Annotated in this window: 11 protein-coding genes and 2 pseudogenes; 5 read left to right on the plus strand and 8 right to left on the minus strand. The window is 72.0% G+C overall.

Annotated features, from left to right (window positions below; all coding sequences use genetic code 11):
• Positions 1-119 precede the first annotated feature (119 nt).
• From OG936_RS32560 to OG936_RS32580, 5 genes and pseudogenes are all read right to left on the minus strand, one after another.
• Positions 120-2687 (minus strand): ABC transporter permease, encoded by a 2568-nt coding sequence (locus OG936_RS32560; RefSeq protein ID WP_406499519.1) that lies wholly within the window; start codon positions 2685-2687, stop codon positions 120-122.
• Positions 2687-3472, minus strand: coding sequence for an ABC transporter ATP-binding protein (locus tag OG936_RS32565; RefSeq protein WP_406499520.1), 786 nt, complete (start codon positions 3470-3472; stop codon positions 2687-2689). The genes OG936_RS32560 and OG936_RS32565 overlap by 1 nt, the downstream gene beginning before the upstream one ends.
• A 417-nt stretch (positions 3473-3889) precedes the next feature.
• Positions 3890-4603, minus strand: a complete 714-nt coding sequence (locus OG936_RS32570; RefSeq protein WP_406499521.1) for a GntR family transcriptional regulator — start codon at positions 4601-4603, stop codon at positions 3890-3892.
• 149 nt (positions 4604-4752) lie between these two features.
• Positions 4753-6057: an amidohydrolase family protein gene (locus OG936_RS32575; RefSeq protein WP_406499522.1), complete on the minus strand. Its 1305-nt coding sequence runs from the start codon at positions 6055-6057 to the stop codon at positions 4753-4755.
• A gap of 79 nt (positions 6058-6136) precedes the next feature.
• Positions 6137-6382 (minus strand): annotated as a pseudogene (locus OG936_RS32580) (amidohydrolase family protein); the annotation flags it as partial.
• A gap of 717 nt (positions 6383-7099) precedes the next feature.
• Here OG936_RS32580 and OG936_RS32585 point away from each other — a divergent pair.
• The 5 genes and pseudogenes from OG936_RS32585 to OG936_RS32605 all read left to right on the plus strand — a co-directional run.
• A complete protein-coding gene (locus tag OG936_RS32585; protein ID WP_406499523.1) occupies positions 7100-7867 on the plus strand; it encodes an SDR family NAD(P)-dependent oxidoreductase in 768 nt (255 codons plus the stop codon).
• 133 nt (positions 7868-8000) lie between these two features.
• Complete coding sequence (locus tag OG936_RS32590; protein ID WP_406499524.1) at positions 8001-8717, plus strand: NAD(P)-binding domain-containing protein; 717 nt, start codon at positions 8001-8003, stop codon at positions 8715-8717.
• Positions 8718-8817: 100 nt separating this feature from the next.
• A complete protein-coding gene (locus OG936_RS32595) occupies positions 8818-9477 on the plus strand; it encodes a DUF1707 domain-containing protein (protein ID WP_406499525.1) in 660 nt (219 codons plus the stop codon).
• 362 nt (positions 9478-9839) lie between these two features.
• Positions 9840-10541 (plus strand): ABC transporter ATP-binding protein, encoded by a 702-nt coding sequence (locus OG936_RS32600; protein ID WP_383761437.1) that lies wholly within the window; start codon positions 9840-9842, stop codon positions 10539-10541.
• 115 nt (positions 10542-10656) lie between these two features.
• Positions 10657-10976, plus strand: a pseudogene (locus OG936_RS32605) (response regulator transcription factor); the annotation flags it as partial.
• Between the two features lie 54 nt (positions 10977-11030).
• Here the strand turns inward: OG936_RS32605 and OG936_RS32610 are convergent.
• The 3 genes from OG936_RS32610 to OG936_RS32620 all read right to left on the minus strand — a co-directional run bounded on the left by OG936_RS32610 (position 11031) and on the right by OG936_RS32620 (position 18262).
• A complete protein-coding gene (locus OG936_RS32610; RefSeq protein WP_406499526.1) occupies positions 11031-11987 on the minus strand; it encodes an ABC transporter ATP-binding protein in 957 nt (318 codons plus the stop codon).
• Positions 11988-12192: 205 nt separating this feature from the next.
• Positions 12193-14952 (minus strand): FtsX-like permease family protein, encoded by a 2760-nt coding sequence (locus OG936_RS32615; protein WP_406499527.1) that lies wholly within the window; start codon positions 14950-14952, stop codon positions 12193-12195.
• Between the two features lies 1 nt (position 14953).
• Positions 14954-18262: an FtsX-like permease family protein gene (locus tag OG936_RS32620; RefSeq protein ID WP_406499528.1), complete on the minus strand. Its 3309-nt coding sequence runs from the start codon at positions 18260-18262 to the stop codon at positions 14954-14956.
• Positions 18263-18393: the final 131 nt, after the last annotated feature.

Here is an 18393-nt window from a genome sequence, read left to right on the forward strand (position 1 = left end):
CCCAGCAGATCGTCGAGGCGGTCCGGAGGACCGGTGGGTGCGTGGGGAGAATGCAGCGGGCTTGAGCCGTGGAAGTGAACTCCTTTACATCTGTGAGGTGCTGAGGTCGTGCCCTCGGCCTACTGCTGGGCGCTGATGACGTCCTCCGGGCGTCCGCCGAGTGCGACGCGGCCAGGGACCAGCGTCGCCACCGCGGTGAGCACCACGGCGAAGCCGAGGACCCCGAGGAACATCGGCAGGTCGACAGACGGCTGGGCGACGCCCGTCATCCCGACGCTGAACGCGGTGAGCACCGCGAGCGAGATGGCCGTGCCGAGCACCGCGGCGACCAGAACGATCAGGGCGGACTCGATCCTGAGCATCGACATCACCTGGCGACGGGTCGTGCCGACGAGCCGCAGCAGGGCGAACTCACGGGTGCGGTCCGAGACCGACATGGCCAGGGTGTTGACCACGGCGATCGCGGTGAACGCGATGATCAGGCCCATCGCGAGGTAGTTGACCTCGGCGTTGGACTGCTGCACGTCGGCCTGGAGGTCGTCGACCTGGGTGCGGTCGAGGACGCCGATGCCCGGGAAACGCTTGAGGGCGCCGGTCAACTGCTCGCGGTCCGCCTTGCCGTCACCGGCCGTCTTGACGAGGACGGAGGAGGCGAGCGGGTTGTCGACGTGCCGGGCGACCAGGTCGTGCGACATGGTCAGGTCGCCGAATCCCAGACCTCGTTCGTAGACGGCAGCGACCTTCAGTTCGGCCACGGTGGCGTCGCCGAGCGTCACCTTGAGCGTGTCGCCGGGCTTCTTGCCGAGGTGGCCGGCGGAGACGTCGCTCATCGCGATGCTGTTGTCCCCGAAGCCCTTGAGGCTGCCCCGGGAGACGTCCGGGTCCCAGTTCGTGGTGAGGCCCTGCGCGGAGATGCCCTGCGCAGAGTACTTGTCGAGGCCGACGCGGACCTGGGTCCGGACGATCTCGGTGACCTGGGTGACGCCCGGGACGGCGCGCAGCGCGTCCGTCGCCTCGGCGGGGACTCCGGGGCCGTTCGAAGCGACCACCCAGTCCGCCTTGTTGCCCGCCTCGGCCTGGGCCGTGGCGGCGTCGCCCATGGTGGTCTGCACGAACAGGACGGTGCAGGCCATGCCGATGAGCAGGACCAGTGGGGTGACGGCAGCGGCCATCCGCTTGGCGTTGGCCCGGGCGTTGGCGGTCGCAAGGTGACCACCGACGCGCGAGAACTTCAGCGGGATCCCGAGGATCGCGACGGCGACGCGGACGATGACCGGGCCGAGCAGCGAGACCGCGACGGCGAGGACCACGACGGACAGGAACGTGACGGGCTGCGAGGCCGGTTCGGTGCGCAGGAAGCCCAGCAGGACGACCACACCGATGCCGAGGGCCAGGACGAGCATCCCCATGCCGAGCCGCCCCCACGCGAAGTGGTGCTGTTCCATGGACGCCTCGGACAGGGCCTCGGCCGGGCGGATGCGGGCGGTGCGGCGTGCGGCGATGCGGGCCGCGACCCACGCCCCGAGCAGGGCCGCGCCGACGGCGGCGGTGAACGGCACGAAGCTGAAGGTGAGTTCGAGGGTGTCGGGGATGGCCTTGAAGTCGATGAACTTGCCGTGCAGCCAGTACGCGATGGGCAGACCCGCGACCGAGCCGAGTCCGCCCGCGAGGCCGCCGATGATCAGGGCCTCGCGGCCGATCAGCTGACGGACCTGCTTGGGGGTCGCGGCGATGGCGCGCAGCAGGGCGAGTTCGCGGTAGCGCTGCTGGATGGAGAGCGCGAACGTGCCGACGACGACGAGGATCGCGACGAGCAGCGACGTACCGCCCATGGCGCCGCCCATGGAGACGAGCTTGACCCGGGCCTTGCCCGCGTCGAGGAACTCGATGGGGCCGCGCTCGTCACCGGTGGCGACGGCGTACTTGCGGCCGTTGCCGACGAGGGCCTTCTTGGCCTGGTCCGCGAGTTCGCTCGCCAAGACGCCGGGCTTGGGCAGCAGGCCGACGGTCGCGACCTGGCCGGCCCGTCCGGAGAGGTCGCGGGCGGTCACGTCGGAGAAGAACAGCGAGGTCTGCTGGCGCAGGTCGCCGCCTTTGGCCGCCGCGATGCCGCTGACCTTGTACGTCGTCGGGGCACCGGTCGACTGGACGACGAGGCTGCTGCCGGTCTTGAGGCCGGTGCGGGCCGCGAGTTCCCGGTCGAGGACGACCTCGTCGGCGCCCGTGGGCGCCCTGCCGTCCGTCAGCTCGAACGGCGTCAGTGCGGCGGAGGACCAGGCGTGGCCGTAGGACGGCTTGCCGTCGATGCCCGGCACGATCTGGCCCTGGGGGCCGACCGCGTACGCCGGGAAGTTCGTCTCGGGCACCGCCTTGCGTACACCGGGCAGGCCGGCGAGGACCTCGGTGGTCCCCGCTGGGAGCCAGACCCGCTCGGCCAGCGGCTTCGCCTTGTGCTTCTCCTTGATCTTGTCTTTCTTCTTCTTGATGGTGGTCTGGTGGACGTTCTGGTCGGCGCCGACGATGACCGGGGCGGCGGCGTAGCGCTCGGTGGCGATGGTGCCGCGCAGACCGGTCTCCAGGAGGATGCCGCAGGCGGTGACCAGGGCGGCGGCGCAGAACAGGGCGAGGAAGGCGCCGATGAAGCCGCCCTTCCTGGCCTTGAGCGTCTGCAGTGCGTAGCGCAGCATCAGGCCCACGCTCCCAGGTGTGTCATGCGCTCGGCGACGAGGTCGGCGGTCGGGGCGTCCAGCTGTCCGGCGATCTTGCCGTCGGCCAGGAAGAGGACGGTGTCGGCGTGCGAGGCGGCCACCGGGTCGTGGGTGACCATGACGACGGTCTGGCCGGTCTCGTTCACGCAGGCGCGCAGCAGGGAGAGGATCTCCTTGGCGGTCACGGTGTCGAGGGCGCCGGTCGGCTCGTCGCCGAAGATGACGTCGGGCCGGGTGATGAGGGCGCGGGCGATGGCGACGCGCTGCTGCTGGCCGCCGGAGAGTTCGGCGGGCCGGTGGGAGGCCCGGCCTTCCAGGCCGACGCGGCCGAGGATCTCGTCGAGCCAGTCCTTGTCGAGGCTCTCGCCGGCGAGGCGCAGTGGCAGCTCCACGTTCTGAAGGACCGACAGGGACGGGATGAGGTTGAACGCCTGGAAGACGAAACCGATGCGCCGGCGGCGCAGCTTCGTCAGCTGGGTCTCGTCCATGTCGTTGAGTTGGGTGTCCCCGATGTAGGACTGGCCCGTGGTCGGCTTGTCGAGGCCCGCCGCGCAGTGCAGGAACGTCGACTTGCCGGAGCCCGACGGGCCCATCACCGCGGTGAAGGAGCCGCGCTCGATCCCCACGGAGACCCCGTCCAGGGCGCGGATGCCGCGGCCGTTCCTGCCGTACACCTTGGTCACGTCGGCCAGACGAAGGGCGTGCCCCTGATCGACCGTGTTGTGGTCGTTGTCGAGGGAAGGGCGGCTCGTCTCGGTCACCATGTTGCGACCTGTCCTCTCCATAGCGCGGTTCCGGGTCTCAGGGGGGATCTTCGAGCGTATATGGCATCGAGTCGAGCGTGGTCCGTAGTTCGATTTCCGATCTACTTCCGGGCCGTTCGGGGTAGTTGACCCGGTGCTCGCCGGTGGTTCGAGGCGCGTCGGGGGAGCTGCACCTGGGCCACGGCGGCGGCCGGCCCGCCCGCGTGGGAGGTCGGCGCGGTCGGGCGACGTGACGCCCACCGAGTACTGGCTGACCAGCCTGCCCACCGACACCCCACTGAGTACTACTACGCGTTCTCGGCCGTACGGGCGGCCGTGCCGACGACGATGTGCCGACGTGCGCTACCGAAGTCGGCACGGCATTCGCCTGGGCGGCACCTCGACGCGCCGCAGCCCACAACCGCGAACGCGGTCCGTTCAGGGGGAGGTTGGGGCGGTCACCGCGTGCAGCGCGAGTTCCCGGCTCCTGCGGACGTGCAGGAGGGTGATCGCCGCTGCGGCGTCGGCGTCTCCCGCGGCGATGCGTTCGTACAATTCGCTGTGCTGCGCACGCATGGGGGCGGGTTCCGTGTTCAGGCCGAACAGCAGCCCCAGCTGTCCGTTCAGCCGCTGCATCAGCTGGGCCAGCAACGGGTTGTCCGCCAGGGCCACGATCCGGTCGTGGAAGGCGGTGCCCGCGTTGTTCTCCTGCGTTCGTTCGCCCGCGGCGGCTGCGGCCTCCGCCTGGTCCAGTGCGGCCCGCAGGCCCCTGAGGACGACGGAGGACTCCTCGGAGGCGGCGAGGGCCACGCGGCGGGCTGCGAGGCGCGATGCCTGGATGGCCAGCGGTTCCCACACGTCGTACAGGTGCTCCACGTCGGAGCGCTCCAGTCGGCGCACCCGCACGCCGCTGTGCGGCAGCAGGTCCAGCAGGCCCTCCTCCACCAGCGCTCGCAGTGCCTCTCGCACCGGTACCCGCGACATCCGGAGCTCCTGGGCGATTTCGCGTTCCACGACGCGGGTTCCCTGGGCGTAGCTGCCGTCGATGATGCGTTCTCTGATGGCCTGGCGCGCGAGCTCGCTCAGTGGAGTACGCGATGCCGGGGCCGACGGCTGTCCTCCGTCCCCTTTCCGGCTGGTGCTTGCCGTCATGTGTGCTGCCCTTCCTGTGCCCTTGCCGACCTGTCCCGGAGCTCGCGAGTCCGTGAGGTCTCGCGGGCCACGGGGCATCCCGTCACCTTATGTGTGCGGTGGGGGGGTGACGGGGCGCGGCCGGGGCACAGGAGGGCGGGAAGGGGTCGTCAGATCAGTTTGCCGTCGCGGGCCACCACCCGGCCGCCATGCACCACCATGTCACGTGCTGGCATGTCCACCACGACCTGCGGCAGGCACTCGGCACGCAGCAGGACGAAGTCCGCGGGGGAGTCCGGGGAGAGGTCGGCGCGGGGCAGCCGCATGACGTCGGCGCCACCGTGCGCTCCTACGTCGTAACAGGCTGCCAGCTCCTTGTCGAGGCGCACGTCCGTGATCCAGCCGAGCAGGTGCGTCCGGTGGAGCATGTCCGCGTTGCCGAAGGGGCTCCAGGAGTCGCGTACCCCGTCCGAGCCGAGCCCGACCCGCACACCGTGCTCCCGCAGCTTCGCGATCGGCAGAACGAGCGATTCGTTGGGCGCCACGGTGGTCAGGGAGATGTCCAGGTCGCCGAGGTCTTCGGCCATTCTGGCCAGTTCGGTGTCGGAGAGGCCGGGAAGGCAGAAGACGTGGCTGATGGTCACCTTGCCCTGCAGGGACAGGGCCCGGGTGCGCTCGATGATGGCGCGCAGCACCGTCAGGCCGGTCTCGCCCCTGTCGTGGAGATGGATGTCCAGGCCGACTCCGTATCGATCTGCGAGGTCGAAGACCAGGTCCAGTTGCTCGTCCATGGCCTGGTCGAAGCTGATCGGATCGATCCCGCCGATCATGTCCACGAGCCCGCTGCGGGCCGCTTCCTCGAGCAGCTCCGCCGTGCCGGGAGCGCGAACGACGCCGTGCTGCGGAAAGGCCACGATCTGCACGTCGAGTGCGTGCCGGAGCCGTTCGCTCGCCTGTCCGACCCCCTCCACGCAGGCCAAGCCATAGGCCGGGGCGATGTCGGCGTGGGCACGCATGGCCCGTGTCCCGCGGGTCACGGCGTGCGCCATGAGCCCGTACGCCCGCTCGGCCACCGGCCGACTCTGACTGCGCAACAGCTCAGCGTCCTGGGCGGCGAGGTCGGCGATGGTGTCCGCCGGTTTGCGTGAGACCCATGAGCCGCCCCAGGTCGTCTTGTCGGGGTGTATGTGCGCGTCGACCAGAGCCGGCAGGGCGATGCGGCCACCGCCGTCGATCACCTTGGTGCCCTTGGGGGCCCGCTCGCGTGTGATGCGGCCGTCGACGACCGTGAGATCCACCGGATTCGTCGCGCCCAGGGGCCGCACATCACGGAAGACCACCGCGTCACGCGGCAGACTCCGGGAGTCGGCCCGGGTGGCCGGCGCTCCTGTGGACACGGTGACACCGGTGCCCGCCAGGGAGGCGGCGCCGGCAACGACACTGCGCCGGGACAGCGGAGAGGGAGGGGGTGTCATGGGGACTCCTTCGGCTTGGGAAGAGACGACGGGGGCAGGTGGGATGAGGTACGGGGTGTCACCACGGGAGACAAGGTCTTCAGCCTCGGGAACGAGCAGGAGGGGCACGGCCGGACAGACCCTGGACCGGCAGGCCCGCGCGCACGACGTGCAGTGGCGTCCTCGGCACGGACACGTTCGCGAGCGGGTCGCCGTCCACCACGATCACGTCTCCCGCGAAGCCACGCGCGAGGCGGCCCACCATCTGCTGCAGGTCGAGGAGCCGGGCGGCCCAGGCCGTGGCCGTGCGGATCGCATCGAGAGCCGGGAGACCCGCCGCACGCATCGGCTTCCGCGTCTTCGGTGACGTCACCGGTTACCGGGTCGAGCAGGGTGCCGCCCTCGACGACCAGGTCACCTGAGCGCGCCGCCGCCTTCCCCGGTGTTCTTCCGGTCGCCGCTACGGACAGTGCCACCGACATGGCTGCGGCGGTACCCGCCAGTGCGGCCGCCCCGGCGAGGACGCCGCGGCGGGTGACTCGGCCGAGCGGCGGCGGGGCGGATTCGACACACATGACGGCTCCTCGGTAGTCGATGCACAACCGGGGTCCAGTTTGTATACCAAATGGGGGCCGAGGCGAGATCCGTCATGACATCGAGCGAAGTATGGCGCGAGTTGTCCTGATCGACCCATCTCTTTGTACTCAATGGTATACGGCGGCCGGAAATGAAGGCGCCGGCCGACCACGCGGGCCGGAGTGGGCTGATTGAGGAAGGGCTCGTCGAGGGGTGTCGCCGAGGCGCCCCACGGTGATTCGGCAGGCCCGCGCGATCAAGGTCTTTCATCCCTGACGAGCCTCCTGGTGGCAGGTGTGCCTCTCGGCGCCGGACTTCGCTCCGAGTGGCGTCGGTGCACCGGCCGGGGCGATTCTGGTGGAGACGGCCGGGCGGTGACCGAGGACGTGCCCAGTAGGTCGAGGAATGCCTCTGCTGCCGTGAGTTCTGGGACCGTATTACCCGCATGCGGCATGACCGCCGGATTCCCGTGGACGGGAGAGGACCGATGAGCGGAAAGCTGACCGGCAGGAAGGCCCTGGTCACCGGTGGCGCACGAGGGATCGGCGCGGCCGTGGCCCGCAGGCTCGCCGCTGACGGAGCCGACGTGGCGATCAACTACCGGAGCAGCGGCGCCGCGGCCGAAGCACTCGCCACCGAGATCGAGGCCGACGGCCGCCGCGTGGTCGCGATCAAGGCGGATGTCAGCGAACCGGACGAGATCCGCCGGCTGACCGATCAGGCCGCCGAGGCTCTTGGCGGCCTGGACATTCTCGCCGGCAACGCCGGAATCGAGTACTTCGGCAAGCTGGACGATGTCACCCCCGCCGACTTCGACCGTGTCTTCGCCATCAACACCCGAGCTCAGTTCTTCGCCGTACAGAACGCGGTACGGCATATGGGCGAGGGAGGGAGGATCGTACTGACGTCATCGCAGAGTGCGCACAAAGCGGTTTTCTACCACGCCCTCTATGCGTCGAGTAAGGCCGCCGTCGAATGTATCGCGCTCAACCTCAGCCCCGAACTCGGCCGGCGCGGCATCACCATCAACGCCATCGCGCCCGGGGGAACCGTCACCGACATGTCGGCTCAGGCGGCTTCCCAGTACGTCCATCCCGACGTCGACACTGATTTCCGCGACCTCATTCGCACCGCCAGTTCGCTCGGGCGGATGGCCCAGCCTTCCGAAATCGCCGCGGTGGTCTCGTTCCTGGTGTCGGACGATGCCTCGTTCATCACCGGCCGGACCATCCAGGCCGACGGCGGCTGGTTCTGACGTCACCGTGTCCGGCAGGGCGGGACTGCCCGTGCAAGCGCATGCCGAGGAGGCCGTCGTCTGTCGGTTGAATGCCACCGGCCGGCGGGTGAGCCGCATCACTTGAGTCGCCTTCCAGGATTGAGGTAGCGGAATGACGTATGCCGCCCAGGACCGCCCACGTATCGGCTGGATCGGTGTCGGCCGGATGGGCTTCCAACTCGCCACCCGGCTGCTGGACGCCGGGCACGACGTAGCCGTCTACAACAGGACCCGCTCCAAGGCCGAACCGCTCGCGGAACAGGGAGCGACGATCGTCGACCGGCCGTCAGATCTGTCCGACCGGGATGTCGTCTTCACCATGGTCGCCGCCGCGCCCGCCCTGGAGGCGGTCACCACCGGCCCCGACGGCGTGCATGCTGCATCGCGTCCGGGGCCGCATCGCCGGCGTGCTCGGTCAGGGGCCGGCAGTTCTACCTCGGCAGGTCCGACAGCGGGCCCAGCGCCAACGCCCGTGCCCGGCACCGCGGTTCGACCCGGGCGAACCGGCCTGCGATCCGCTCCATCGCCTGGTCGGACATCGACCGCCACCGGGCAGGGGCTACGTCGCAACCCGCGGCCACCGACTGATCTCCGTTCGGCCACACAACTCACGATGATCACTGGTGGTCCTACCTGTTGCCGCACCGGCCCTGACTCGCCAGCCACACCAGAGCCGGTCTGCCGCTTCTGTGATACTCCGCTCGGACCTGGAAGCCGCCCGGGAGAATGGTGTGAACTGGACGCGGGGATGCGGTTGTTGCCCCGAACCGGCCTCGGCATGATGGATGGCGCACGCCGTGAACCGCCACGGACCATCGTCTCTCCGTGATGAGACCCAGCTGGGATCCCCATCGCGATATGGCGTTAGTCTTCCACTTGCGCCGCTGCCTGCGTCGCGTGGAGACGTTCGACAGGACCAGGACGGAAGCATGTCAGGAGAGATTTCGCCCACAGGGAAGCGCTCCGGCCCCGGCTCGTCGCCCGAGCTGCGAGCCTCTCATGCCGACCGGGACCGGGTGGTGGATGTGCTGCGTATCGCGGCGGGGGACGGCCTGCTGACCACGGACGAGTTGGACGAGCGCCTGGAAACTGCTCTGTCGGCGCGGACTCTGAGCGAACTGACCACGCTCACCGCTGACCTGCCGCCCGTATCGGCCACGGTCGGCGCGACTGGAGCAGAGGTCAAGGACATAGTTCGGATCCAACAGGCCCACAGCGGCGCGGTCGAGCGCGTGGGGCGCTGGGTGGTACCGCGGAGACTGGAGCTCAAGGTGAGGTTCTGCAAGGTGACGCTTGACTTCACTGACGCAGTGATCACGCACGACACCTTGCGGATCGATGTGGACATGACGGGGAAGACCCTGACACTGGTCACGAGGCCGGGCATCGTGGTCGATACCGATGGTCTGCAGCTGGTACACAGCAGAGTCAAGTACCTTCAGAGTCCGACGAATCCTGATACGCCGGTCACTTTGCGCGTGGAGTTGGTCGGTCGGAAGGCCCACGGCCGCGTAGTGGTACGGCCCCCGCGTCGGACGTTCGGGCAGCGGCTGCTGCGCAGGCACACGTCCCTTTCTGCGGGCGCTTGACTCCATCACCCACGATGGGCTCGCCCTGTCCCGGGGAAGAACGTAGGACCCGTTGAGTGCATCTCGCCGGTCTTCGGCGGACGTGCGAGTCCGTGTCGTCGAAGGTTGAGCGTGAGGTGCTGGCCGGTCTCAGCCCCGGGGCTGAACGACACCACCCCTTCCCGATCGTTCGAGCCGTGTCGGGGAGGGGCGGCGCCCGGGTGAAACTACTGCTGGAGCACCGACGGAACTTCGTGGCCTCGGCCGATGCCTCTCCCTCGGAGATCGGTTCCTGCGTTGGGTGAAGGGCCGTAGAAGCATTGAGTGCCGGGCGGAAGGCCGCGATACTGACGACCGGCCTACGGGGGATCAAGGGAGAACACATGAGCCAGGTTGTCACGGGGACCATGGTGCGCGTCGAGAACGTCCACAAGTCGTACGGACAGGGAGCCGCCGCCGTCCATGCCCTGCGCGGCGTCTCCTTCGACATCCCCCGAGGTGAACTCGTTGCGCTCAAGGGGCGCTCGGGCTCCGGGAAGACCACCCTGCTGAACGTCGTCGGAGGGCTCGATGCACCGGACCGCGGCCGGGTCACCGTGGACGGCCTGGACCTTTCGGAGCTCGGCGAGGACGGCCTGCTGGCGCTGCGCCGGGACCGGATCGGCTTCGTCTTCCAGTCCTTCGGCCTCATCCCGATCCTGACGGCCGCGGAGAACGTGGGCGTGCCGATGCGCATGCGCCGGGCCGACATACGGGAGCGCGAGGAGCGAGTCGAGCTGTTGCTGTCCCTGGTGGGCCTCGCCGACCACGCGGCCCAGCGGCCCGGCGAGCTCTCCGGCGGCCAGCAGCAGCGGGTCGCCATCGCCCGCGCTTTGGCCAACAACCCTTCGTTGCTGATCGCCGACGAGCCCACCGGCCAGCTGGACGCGGAGACCGGCCACGCCGTGATGGAACTGCTGCGGGCGGTCGTGCGCAGCGAACAGGTCACCGCCCTGGTGGCCACGCATGACGCGACGCTCCTCGACCTGGCCGACCGGGTGCTGGAACTGCGCGACGGGGAGATACGGGACGAGACGGGGGAGTAGACCAAGCCGTCGCCTGTCAGGATTGCGTCACGCTCCCCGACCTGCGCCTCGTCACATACGTCGGGATCGTCGGCCGTTGGGCCGATGCTGTGCAATCAGCAGGGACCGGAAGACAATGAGGGGCAAGGAGCGCACGTACGAGGCGGACGTTGCCCGCGACGGTGCCGACGCGCTCCAAGGGCCGCCCGCGACCCGGACGTGGTCGTCCTCGACCCGGACGTGGTCGTCCTCGACCCGGAACCGGCGGACACTCCTCGGACGAGAAAGCGGAGGCGCTGTGCGCGGGCGCCGACGACTACGTCACCGAGCCGTTCGGCATGGACGAGCTGCCGACCCGCCTGCGGGCCGCCGTGCACCGGGCCGCGGCCGGCCGGGAGCAAAGAGGACACCGTGCTGGTCGGGACCGACGGGTTCACCGTCGACCCGGCCGCCAAGGCGCGTTGATGTGGCGAGCGGCCCGCGCACCCGCTGTTCGGTCACGGCCGGCGATCAGCTGCGCCCGCTGTCGTCCGGCCATACGGTGATGTGGTCCTCCTCCAGGTCCAGCGCCACTCGGTCGCGCATGCCCAGCGCCCTCGTGTACTCGGCGGGCAGCTGGAGGCGGCCGGCCCGGTCGAGCATCGCGTACTCGCGGGCCACCAGAGTCTCGTGGCCAGTGGTCTCGTCGACCTCGCTGCGGCGCAGGACCTCCGTGGAGGTGCGGCCGTCGCGGATGGCGACCGTGCGGCGGACCTCGGTGGCCACGGCGCGGTCATGGGTGACGATGACGATTGTGGTGCCCAGCTCCTCGTTCGCCGTGCGGAAGGCGGCGAAGATCTGCTGGGCGGTGTGGGAGTCGAGCTCGCCGGTGGGTTCGTCGGCGAACAGCACCGCCGGGTCGCAGGCGAGGGCCACGGCGATCGCGACCCGCTGCTGCTGACCGCCGGACATCTCATGCGGGCGGCGGTCCCGGCAGTCGGCGACCTGGAGCAACTCCATCAGTTCCAGGGCACGTTCGGCGCGGGCCCGGGATCGGCGTCGCCCGCCCACCAGTTGGAGGGGCAGGGTGACGTTCTGGGCCGCGGTGAGATACGGCAGCAGGTTGCGGGAGGTCTGCTGCCAAATGAAGCCGACCACCTTGCGCCGGTAGTGCAGGCGGTCCTTCGCGGTCATGGCGAGCAGGTTGTGGCCGGCCACCTCGGCCGCCCCGGCGGAGGGGGTGTCCAGGCCGGCCAGGATGTTCATCAGGGTGGACTTGCCGCTGCCCGAGGCACCCACCAGGGCCATGAGTTCGCCTTCGCGGACGAGCAGGTCGAGGCCCTGGAGGGCCTGCACTTCCACGCCGTCCGCCGAGAAGATACGGACCAGACGGTCGCAGGTGATGAGGGCGTCGTGGCCGTAGGCGGGCCGCGCGCGGGTGGCGGTCGCCTTGTCGGCCAGTTCGGCGAGGGTGGGATTCGTCGTCATCGGGCTCCTTGGTCAATGGGGGGCCGCGGCCGGCCGGGTGCGCGCCAGGGCTGCCGCGTGCGGGGGAGGCCGCCAGAGTGCGGGCCGGAGCCGCCGAGGCTGCCGAGGTCCGGGGCCGCCGAGCTCGTTGGGGTCAGGGGACGGAGTCGCCGGAGCCCCCAGGGTCCGGCGCCGGGGCCGCCGGGGACGGGGTGCGCTGCCCCTCTCACTTCGTGTCGCCTGCTCTCAACTCCCGCACCGCACCTCTCCTCCCCGCCCACCACGCCTGTATGCCGGCGATTCCCACCGTCACCGCCACCATGGCCAGCGCCGGTACCGTCAGTGACCAGGCGTCGGTGTGCAGCGGGGTCTGCTCCAGGGGAGCGACCGAGGGCGGCAGGGCCACTGCGGTCAGGTCCATGCCGGGGGAAAGCAGGCGGATCGCGGCCCAGCCGGTCAGGACGCCGCCCGCCGCGGCGAGCACGGCCTGGGGCAGGGACTCCAGGACGAGCAGGCGGCGGCCCTGCCGGCGGGTGAGGCCCATGGTGCGCAGGCGGGCGAGCAGCGCGATGCGCTCGGGGGCGGCGCGCAGGAGTGACAGGAGCAGCGCGAGCACGGCGTAGCCGGCGCCTGCCGCCACCGCCGCCGTGTAGAGGTGCTCCACGCCGGACTGGAGGGGGGAGTCGACGTACTGGGCTCTCTCGTCGGCGCGGAGGCGGACCGACACCGCGTCCCCGGCCGCCTCGCGCAGGGCACGGCCGTCCGCTTCCGGGCCCGTCACCAGCAGCGTCGTCGGCCTGGCCGCCGTGGCGCCGAGGCCGGCGCGGTCCACCACCAGGAAGTCGGCGCCCATCACGGCCGGAGTGATGTCCTGGACGAGGACGATGCGGACGGTGACACTGCTGCCGTCCTCCATGCTGACGGGGAACGGAGCCGAGCCGTGGACGTCCGCCACGCTCGGGGAGGCCACGGCGGGCAGCACGGCGCCGGTCCCCGGGCCGCCCCGGCTCTTCTTCAACACTCCTTCGGAGAAGGCACCGAGCCCCGTCCGCCTCGTAAGCTCCGCGTAGCCGCCTGGATCCACGCCCACCAGCGGCACCGACTGGCGCCCGTCGTTCGGCTTCGCCCGGTACGCGACGCTCACCGCCGCCACGTCCCGCACGCCGGAGACCCGGCGCACCCGGTCGGTGAGCCCCGTGGGCAGGGAATCCACCGTCGCATCCAGTCGGGCGTCGGCCCCGACGGCGAGGAGCGCCGAGTGGTCCCGGGCCTCGCCGATGCCCGCCAGGACCGAGCCGCCGAACGAGGCCGTGGTGAGGGCGGTGAGCAGGGCGAGCAGCGGCAGCACCGCGGACGCGGAACTGCGACCGGCCCGGGCCAGGGACAGATGGGTCACCACACCGCGCAGCCGCCCGGCCGGGCCGGCCATGCCACGCAGGGGAAGGGGGTAGAGGCGGACCAGCAGTAGCGCGGCGATCACCCCCACCAGGACGGGCGCCGCTGAGATCAGTTGATCGCCGGACCCGCCGGACGTGCCCTGCCGGCGCAGCGTCACCACCGCGCCGGCGCCCACCGCCACCAGCGTCAGCTCCGCGACCGTACGTCGCCGGGACGGTCGTACGGACGTCACGTCCTGGCGGAGCGCGGGGATGCCGACGAGCCGGTGGGCGGCCGCCGCGCGCAGGGGGAGGGCGGCGCAGGCGACGACCGTGACCGCGAGGGCGGCCAGTACGGCGGGCAGGGCCCGGGCGCCGGGGAGGGCCCGCATCGCCACGGCCAGGCCGAGCGCCCCGGCCGGGACGGCGACCACCGCCGTCTCCGCGAGCAGGCGGGCGGCGAGGCCCGGCAGCGAGGCGCCGCGGGCGCGCAGCAGGGCCAGTTCGGTGCGGCGACGGTCGGCGGTGAGGCCGCCCGCCATCGCCAGGACGACGGCGGCGACCGTACCGCTGCCGAACGCTGCGACCGAGATCAGCGGGGAGACGCCGGAGTGCAGGCGGGAGTAGGAGGCGAGCACGTCGTCGAGGTCGGTTTGGGCGTCCGTGAAGGGGTCGATGGCCGTGCGCACCTGCTGGAGGCCGGGGCCCGACTCCAGGGCGGCGAGCGCGGACTTGAGCGCGCCCAGGTCACGGTGGTGCAGAGTGTTCGGGTCGGGGGCCAGCCGCCAGTAGCGGTAGGGCAGCCCCTCGGTGCCCAGGAGCGCGGGAGCGGCCTCGGACGGCAGCAGCAGGGCACCGAGCCAGTACCGGGGAGATTCCGGGTCGGCGGGCGTTACCCGCATCAGCGCGGGCGTGCGCAGCAGGGTGTCCGTCGCCCAGTAGGCTCCGTCCCGGTCGCGCGGGGCGACGATGCCGGTGACCCGGACGGCGAGCGCGTCCCGACCCGCGCCGGGGACGTGCAGGACCGACCCCACCTTGATGCGCAGGCTCTTGGCGGTGTCCGCGCTGACCGCCGCCTCCACCTCGGGCGTCGTCGCGGTGACCGTGCCGGACGCGCGTGGCAGACGGCCCTCGCTCAGCCGGGCGTGGTCGGCCAGGCCCGCCTGCGCGACGAGGGCGACCTGGGCGGGCAGCCCGCTCGGCCGGGGCAGCCAGGGTTCGGGCACCGCCTGGTTGACGGAAGTGGCCACGCCGTACGACGACTGGCCGGGGTCGGGGACGAAGGGGCGCCGGACCGTGCCGAGGATGCTGGCGTACTGGCGCTTCACGGTGGCGGGGAGCAGCGCCTGCTCGCGCTGGTCCTGCGGCAGGTCCGGCAGGGGCACCGGGGCGGACAGACCGACGACGCTCCGGGAGTGGGGCACCTGTTCGACGGAGCGGCGCAGGCCCGCGTCCTCGTACCGCTCCAGCGCGCGCGGGAACGCGGCGGCCAGGCAGGCGGTCACCGCCACCAGCAGTGCGAGGGCCAGAGCGGCACCGGGGGCCGACCGCAGACGGGTGCGGACCCAGGGGGCGGCGGCACGTTCCACACGCCTGAACGGGATTACCATGTCACTCCCCCTCCCGCAGTACCTGCACCGGATCGGCCTGTCGCGCCGCCAGCAGCGCCACGACGACGACCGGGACGGCGGTCACGGCCGCCAGCAGGGCGGCCACCCGAAGCGGTGGCAGTTCCACCAGCAGATCCGGCACCGGGCGGGTGGCCTCGCCGGTCAGGACGATGAGCGGCAGCACCGCTCGGGTCAGGGCGATGCCCAGGCCCGTGCCCACGGCCAGCGCCAGCGCGATCAGGACGCCGTGCTCGGCGGCGACGGCACGGGCCAGCCGGCGGCGTGGGGCGCCCAGGGCACGCAGGATCGCGAACTCGGCGTTCCGTTCCCGCAGTGCCCCGGTCGCGCTCACTGCGAACCCGAGCGCGGCCAGCACCGCCGCCGCCCCGGCCGCCGCGGTGAACGCGGCCTCCGGGCCCGCCCCGAACGGGTCGTCACGCAAGTCGGCGGCGATCTCGTCGCGCACGACGATCTGCCCGGGATCGAGGTCGGGCCGGGCGCGCAGAGCGGTGGCGACAGCCGCGCTGTTCGAGGGCGAGTCCGGCCGCAGCCACCACTCGGTGGGCGCGAGGGCGGCCCCGTAGCGCGCCTGGAGGACCCGGTTCACGGCGTGCAGATCGAGGAGCACGCCGCCGCCGTCGCCGTCTCCCTCCCCGCCCTGGGCCGTCGGCAGCTGCCGTACGGCGCGCACGATCCGCACAGGCACGTTCTGCCCCTGGAAGGCGATGTCCATCGTCTGACCGGGGCGGGCGCCGGCGGAGGCGAGGAAGCGGTCGGTGGCGAGGGCGGCCACCGCGGTGGTCTTGGGCTGTGTCACCTGCATGCGCAGCGTCAGTGACGGGCCGAGCCAGGGCTCGTAGGACGGGACGTAGCCCGTGCCGTACACCACGGTCGGGTGCGCGGCGGGGCGGACGCGCGCGCGGGTCGGCGAGGTTCTGGGGTTGCCCGAGTCCTGTCCGTCGGTGCCGGAGACCGCCGTCCAGGACGCCGGCAGGGGCACTCGCTGTGCCGTGCCGGCGGCGGTTGTCGCGGTCAGGGCGTCGAGGGTCAGGGTGTGCTGTTCGGCGTGGTAGGACGGCATGGGCAGCACGAGCTGTACCCCGGTGAGCTTCAACGGTCCGTGGATGCCCGGCAGTTCGACAGACAGTGTGTGCGGGCGCCCGTCGGCGGGGAGGTCGCCGGACGGCAACGTGTAGGGGACGCCGTGGTCGTCCTCCAGCGTCTGGGTCACGGTCGCCGCGCTCTTTGTGTCCCGCACCGAACTGAGCAGGGTCGCAGTCAGCGTCAGCCGGGTCGCCCCGGCGGGCACGCGCGCGCCCGCCGACTCACCCGACGGGCCCAGCCCCGCCAGCAGCTTCTTCATCGGGGCGGGCGCCAGGTCGGGGCGCAGCAGGACGGTGTCCGCCGCGTGCGTGGTGTCCAGCGCCAGCACCGTCGCCGTGCGTCCGGCGGGCAGCGTCAGGGTCGTCCGCATGGTGGGGACGGCCTCGCGCACGTGGGGCATGGCCGCGTAATCCTGCGTGCGGCCGAGCTCGCCGTCGCCGGCGCCCAGGACCCGCACCGGCGCGCCCGCCGCGAAGTCGGCCTGGTCGTCCTGCGAGCGCCCCCAGGAGGAACCCTGGCCGATCGCCAGTACGCCGAGTGCGACGGCCAGGACGAGCAGCAGTACGGGTCCGGCGCCGCGCCCCGGGCGGCGGCTGAGCTGCCAGCCGGCCAGCGCCCCGGCCAGCCCCCGCCCGCCCGTCGCCCGGCGCTCGGCGAGCCGGGCGGCCAACGGCAGCAGACGCAGCGTCAGGACCGCGCCGGCCAGCAGCGCGAGGGCGGGCGCGGCAACCAGCAGCGGGTCGATGCCCAGGGCGCCGGTCGTGTCCGCGCTCACCCCGCCCGACGTGCGGCGGTGCAGCTGCCAGTAGGCGACCCCGGCCACCGCCACCAGCCCCAGGTCCGCCCCGGCCCGCAGCGGAGCGGGCAGGGCGCGGGCGCGGGACGTGCGGAACCCGGCCGACGCGACCGCCGGCAGGGTCACCGCCAGCGCGCACCCCAGTGCCACGCCGGCCGCCGTCAGCCACACCCCGAGCCCTCCGCCGGCCGGCACCTCCAGCTCCAGTCCGAGCCGGGCCAGCGCCCCCTGACCGGCCAGCAGCCGGACCAGCGGGCCTGCCAGCAGCGGGGCGATCAGCAGCGCGGGCCCGGCCAGCAGCAGCGCCTCCCGGGCGGCAAGGCCGGCGAGGGTGGCGCGGGAGGCGCCGCGGGCGCGCAGCAGCTGGGTCTCGCCGGTGCGTTCGGCGGCGAGCAGCCGGGCCACGAGCAGCAGCGCGCAGGTCGCGAGCAGGGCGAGCTGGAGGGCGACGATCAGGAGGGTGGAGCGGGAGACGAGCAGGGAGCGCTCTACCCGGTCGAGGACCTCGGGGAGGGCGGTGTTCGCGGTCGTTTTGCCGGCCGTACCGCCTTTGCTGTCGTCTCCGGTGGACAGTTTGAGCAGGGCGGCAGGCCCGGTGCGCGCGGAGGTGCGCAGGGCGCCGATGCGGTCGGCGGTGAGGCGGGCGAAGTCGGCGGAGGCGAGCCACGCCGACCCTCCGGCGCTCACCCGGCCGCCGGTGACGACGGAGGGCGCCGTCAGCAGGGGGCCGTAGGTGGTGAAGGTGGACGTCCGTACGCCCCGACCGCCCAGTTCGTCCAGCAGCCAGTAGGGGGAGGCCGGCTCGGCGGGCCGGTACACGCCCGTGACGAGGATCCGCACGGGCGGTCCGTCGAGCCGGTCGGTGACGGTGAGGCGGGCGCCCGGCGCCAGCCGCAGCCGCCGCGCGGCGGTCTCGGGCAACGCCACCTCGACGTCCGGCGCGCCCGCGCGTGGCAGGCGCCCCTCGCTGAGCCGCACCTGCGTGGAGTCGAGCGCCGCGAAGTGTGTGAGGTCGGGCTTGTCGCCGGGCCGGGTGGCTGCGGCCCGGGTGGTCGCGGGCAGGGCGTACGGGCCGGAGCGCACCAGCGTCCGCACGGTCACCGGCAGCCCGTCGAAGGTACGGCGCGCTGCGTCGTGTACGGCGGTGTCGGTGGCCCGGCGACGATCGGGCGCCACCTCGGCCCTGACGACCAGTGCGGCATCAGCGGCATTGCGCGGCTCGGCCAGCGAGTGGCGCAGGGCCGCGTCGCCGATCGCGGTCGAGTAGGCGGCCAGGGCTGCCAGCACGGACGTGGTCAGCAGGACGGCGACGAGCGCAGCGGCGATCAGCGGGCGATGCGCCTGCGCCCTCGCCAGGACGAGCGTGGCACGCCCCGAACGCCCCCTGAAACGCCTCCCGTGCGTCGTCACTCGCTCCCCCCAAGCCTCAGTTGTCACCGTTGCCACACCTCCCGGTGATGTTGTCAGACCGGATGCGGTGGAGTAAGTGATGTTGAAGCGGGCTTGACCGGATCGTGACCGGAATTCGGCGTTCCATGAAG

This window comes from Streptomyces sp. NBC_00846 (genome assembly GCF_045207325.1).
In the GTDB taxonomy this organism is placed as follows: Bacteria; Actinomycetota; Actinomycetes; order Streptomycetales; family Streptomycetaceae; genus Streptomyces.

Excerpts from the sequence above, each read along its gene's own strand:
- OG936_RS32615 (WP_406499527.1), bottom strand. The coding sequence starts at position 14,952 with ATGGTAATCCCGTTCAGGCGTGTGGAACGTGCCGCCGCCCCCTGGGTC.
- OG936_RS32585 (WP_406499523.1), top strand. The coding sequence starts at position 7,100 with ATGAGCGGAAAGCTGACCGGCAGGAAGGCCCTGGTCACCGGTGGCGCA.
- OG936_RS32610 (WP_406499526.1), bottom strand. The coding sequence starts at position 11,987 with ATGACGACGAATCCCACCCTCGCCGAACTGGCCGACAAGGCGACCGCC.
- OG936_RS32600 (WP_383761437.1), top strand. The coding sequence starts at position 9,840 with ATGAGCCAGGTTGTCACGGGGACCATGGTGCGCGTCGAGAACGTCCAC.
- OG936_RS32590 (WP_406499524.1), top strand. The coding sequence starts at position 8,001 with ATGACGTATGCCGCCCAGGACCGCCCACGTATCGGCTGGATCGGTGTC.
- OG936_RS32565 (WP_406499520.1), bottom strand. The coding sequence starts at position 3,472 with ATGGTGACCGAGACGAGCCGCCCTTCCCTCGACAACGACCACAACACG.
- OG936_RS32575 (WP_406499522.1), bottom strand. The coding sequence starts at position 6,057 with ATGACACCCCCTCCCTCTCCGCTGTCCCGGCGCAGTGTCGTTGCCGGC.
- OG936_RS32570 (WP_406499521.1), bottom strand. The coding sequence starts at position 4,603 with ATGACGGCAAGCACCAGCCGGAAAGGGGACGGAGGACAGCCGTCGGCC.
- OG936_RS32595 (WP_406499525.1), top strand. The coding sequence starts at position 8,818 with ATGTCAGGAGAGATTTCGCCCACAGGGAAGCGCTCCGGCCCCGGCTCG.
- OG936_RS32560 (WP_406499519.1), bottom strand. The coding sequence starts at position 2,687 with ATGCTGCGCTACGCACTGCAGACGCTCAAGGCCAGGAAGGGCGGCTTC.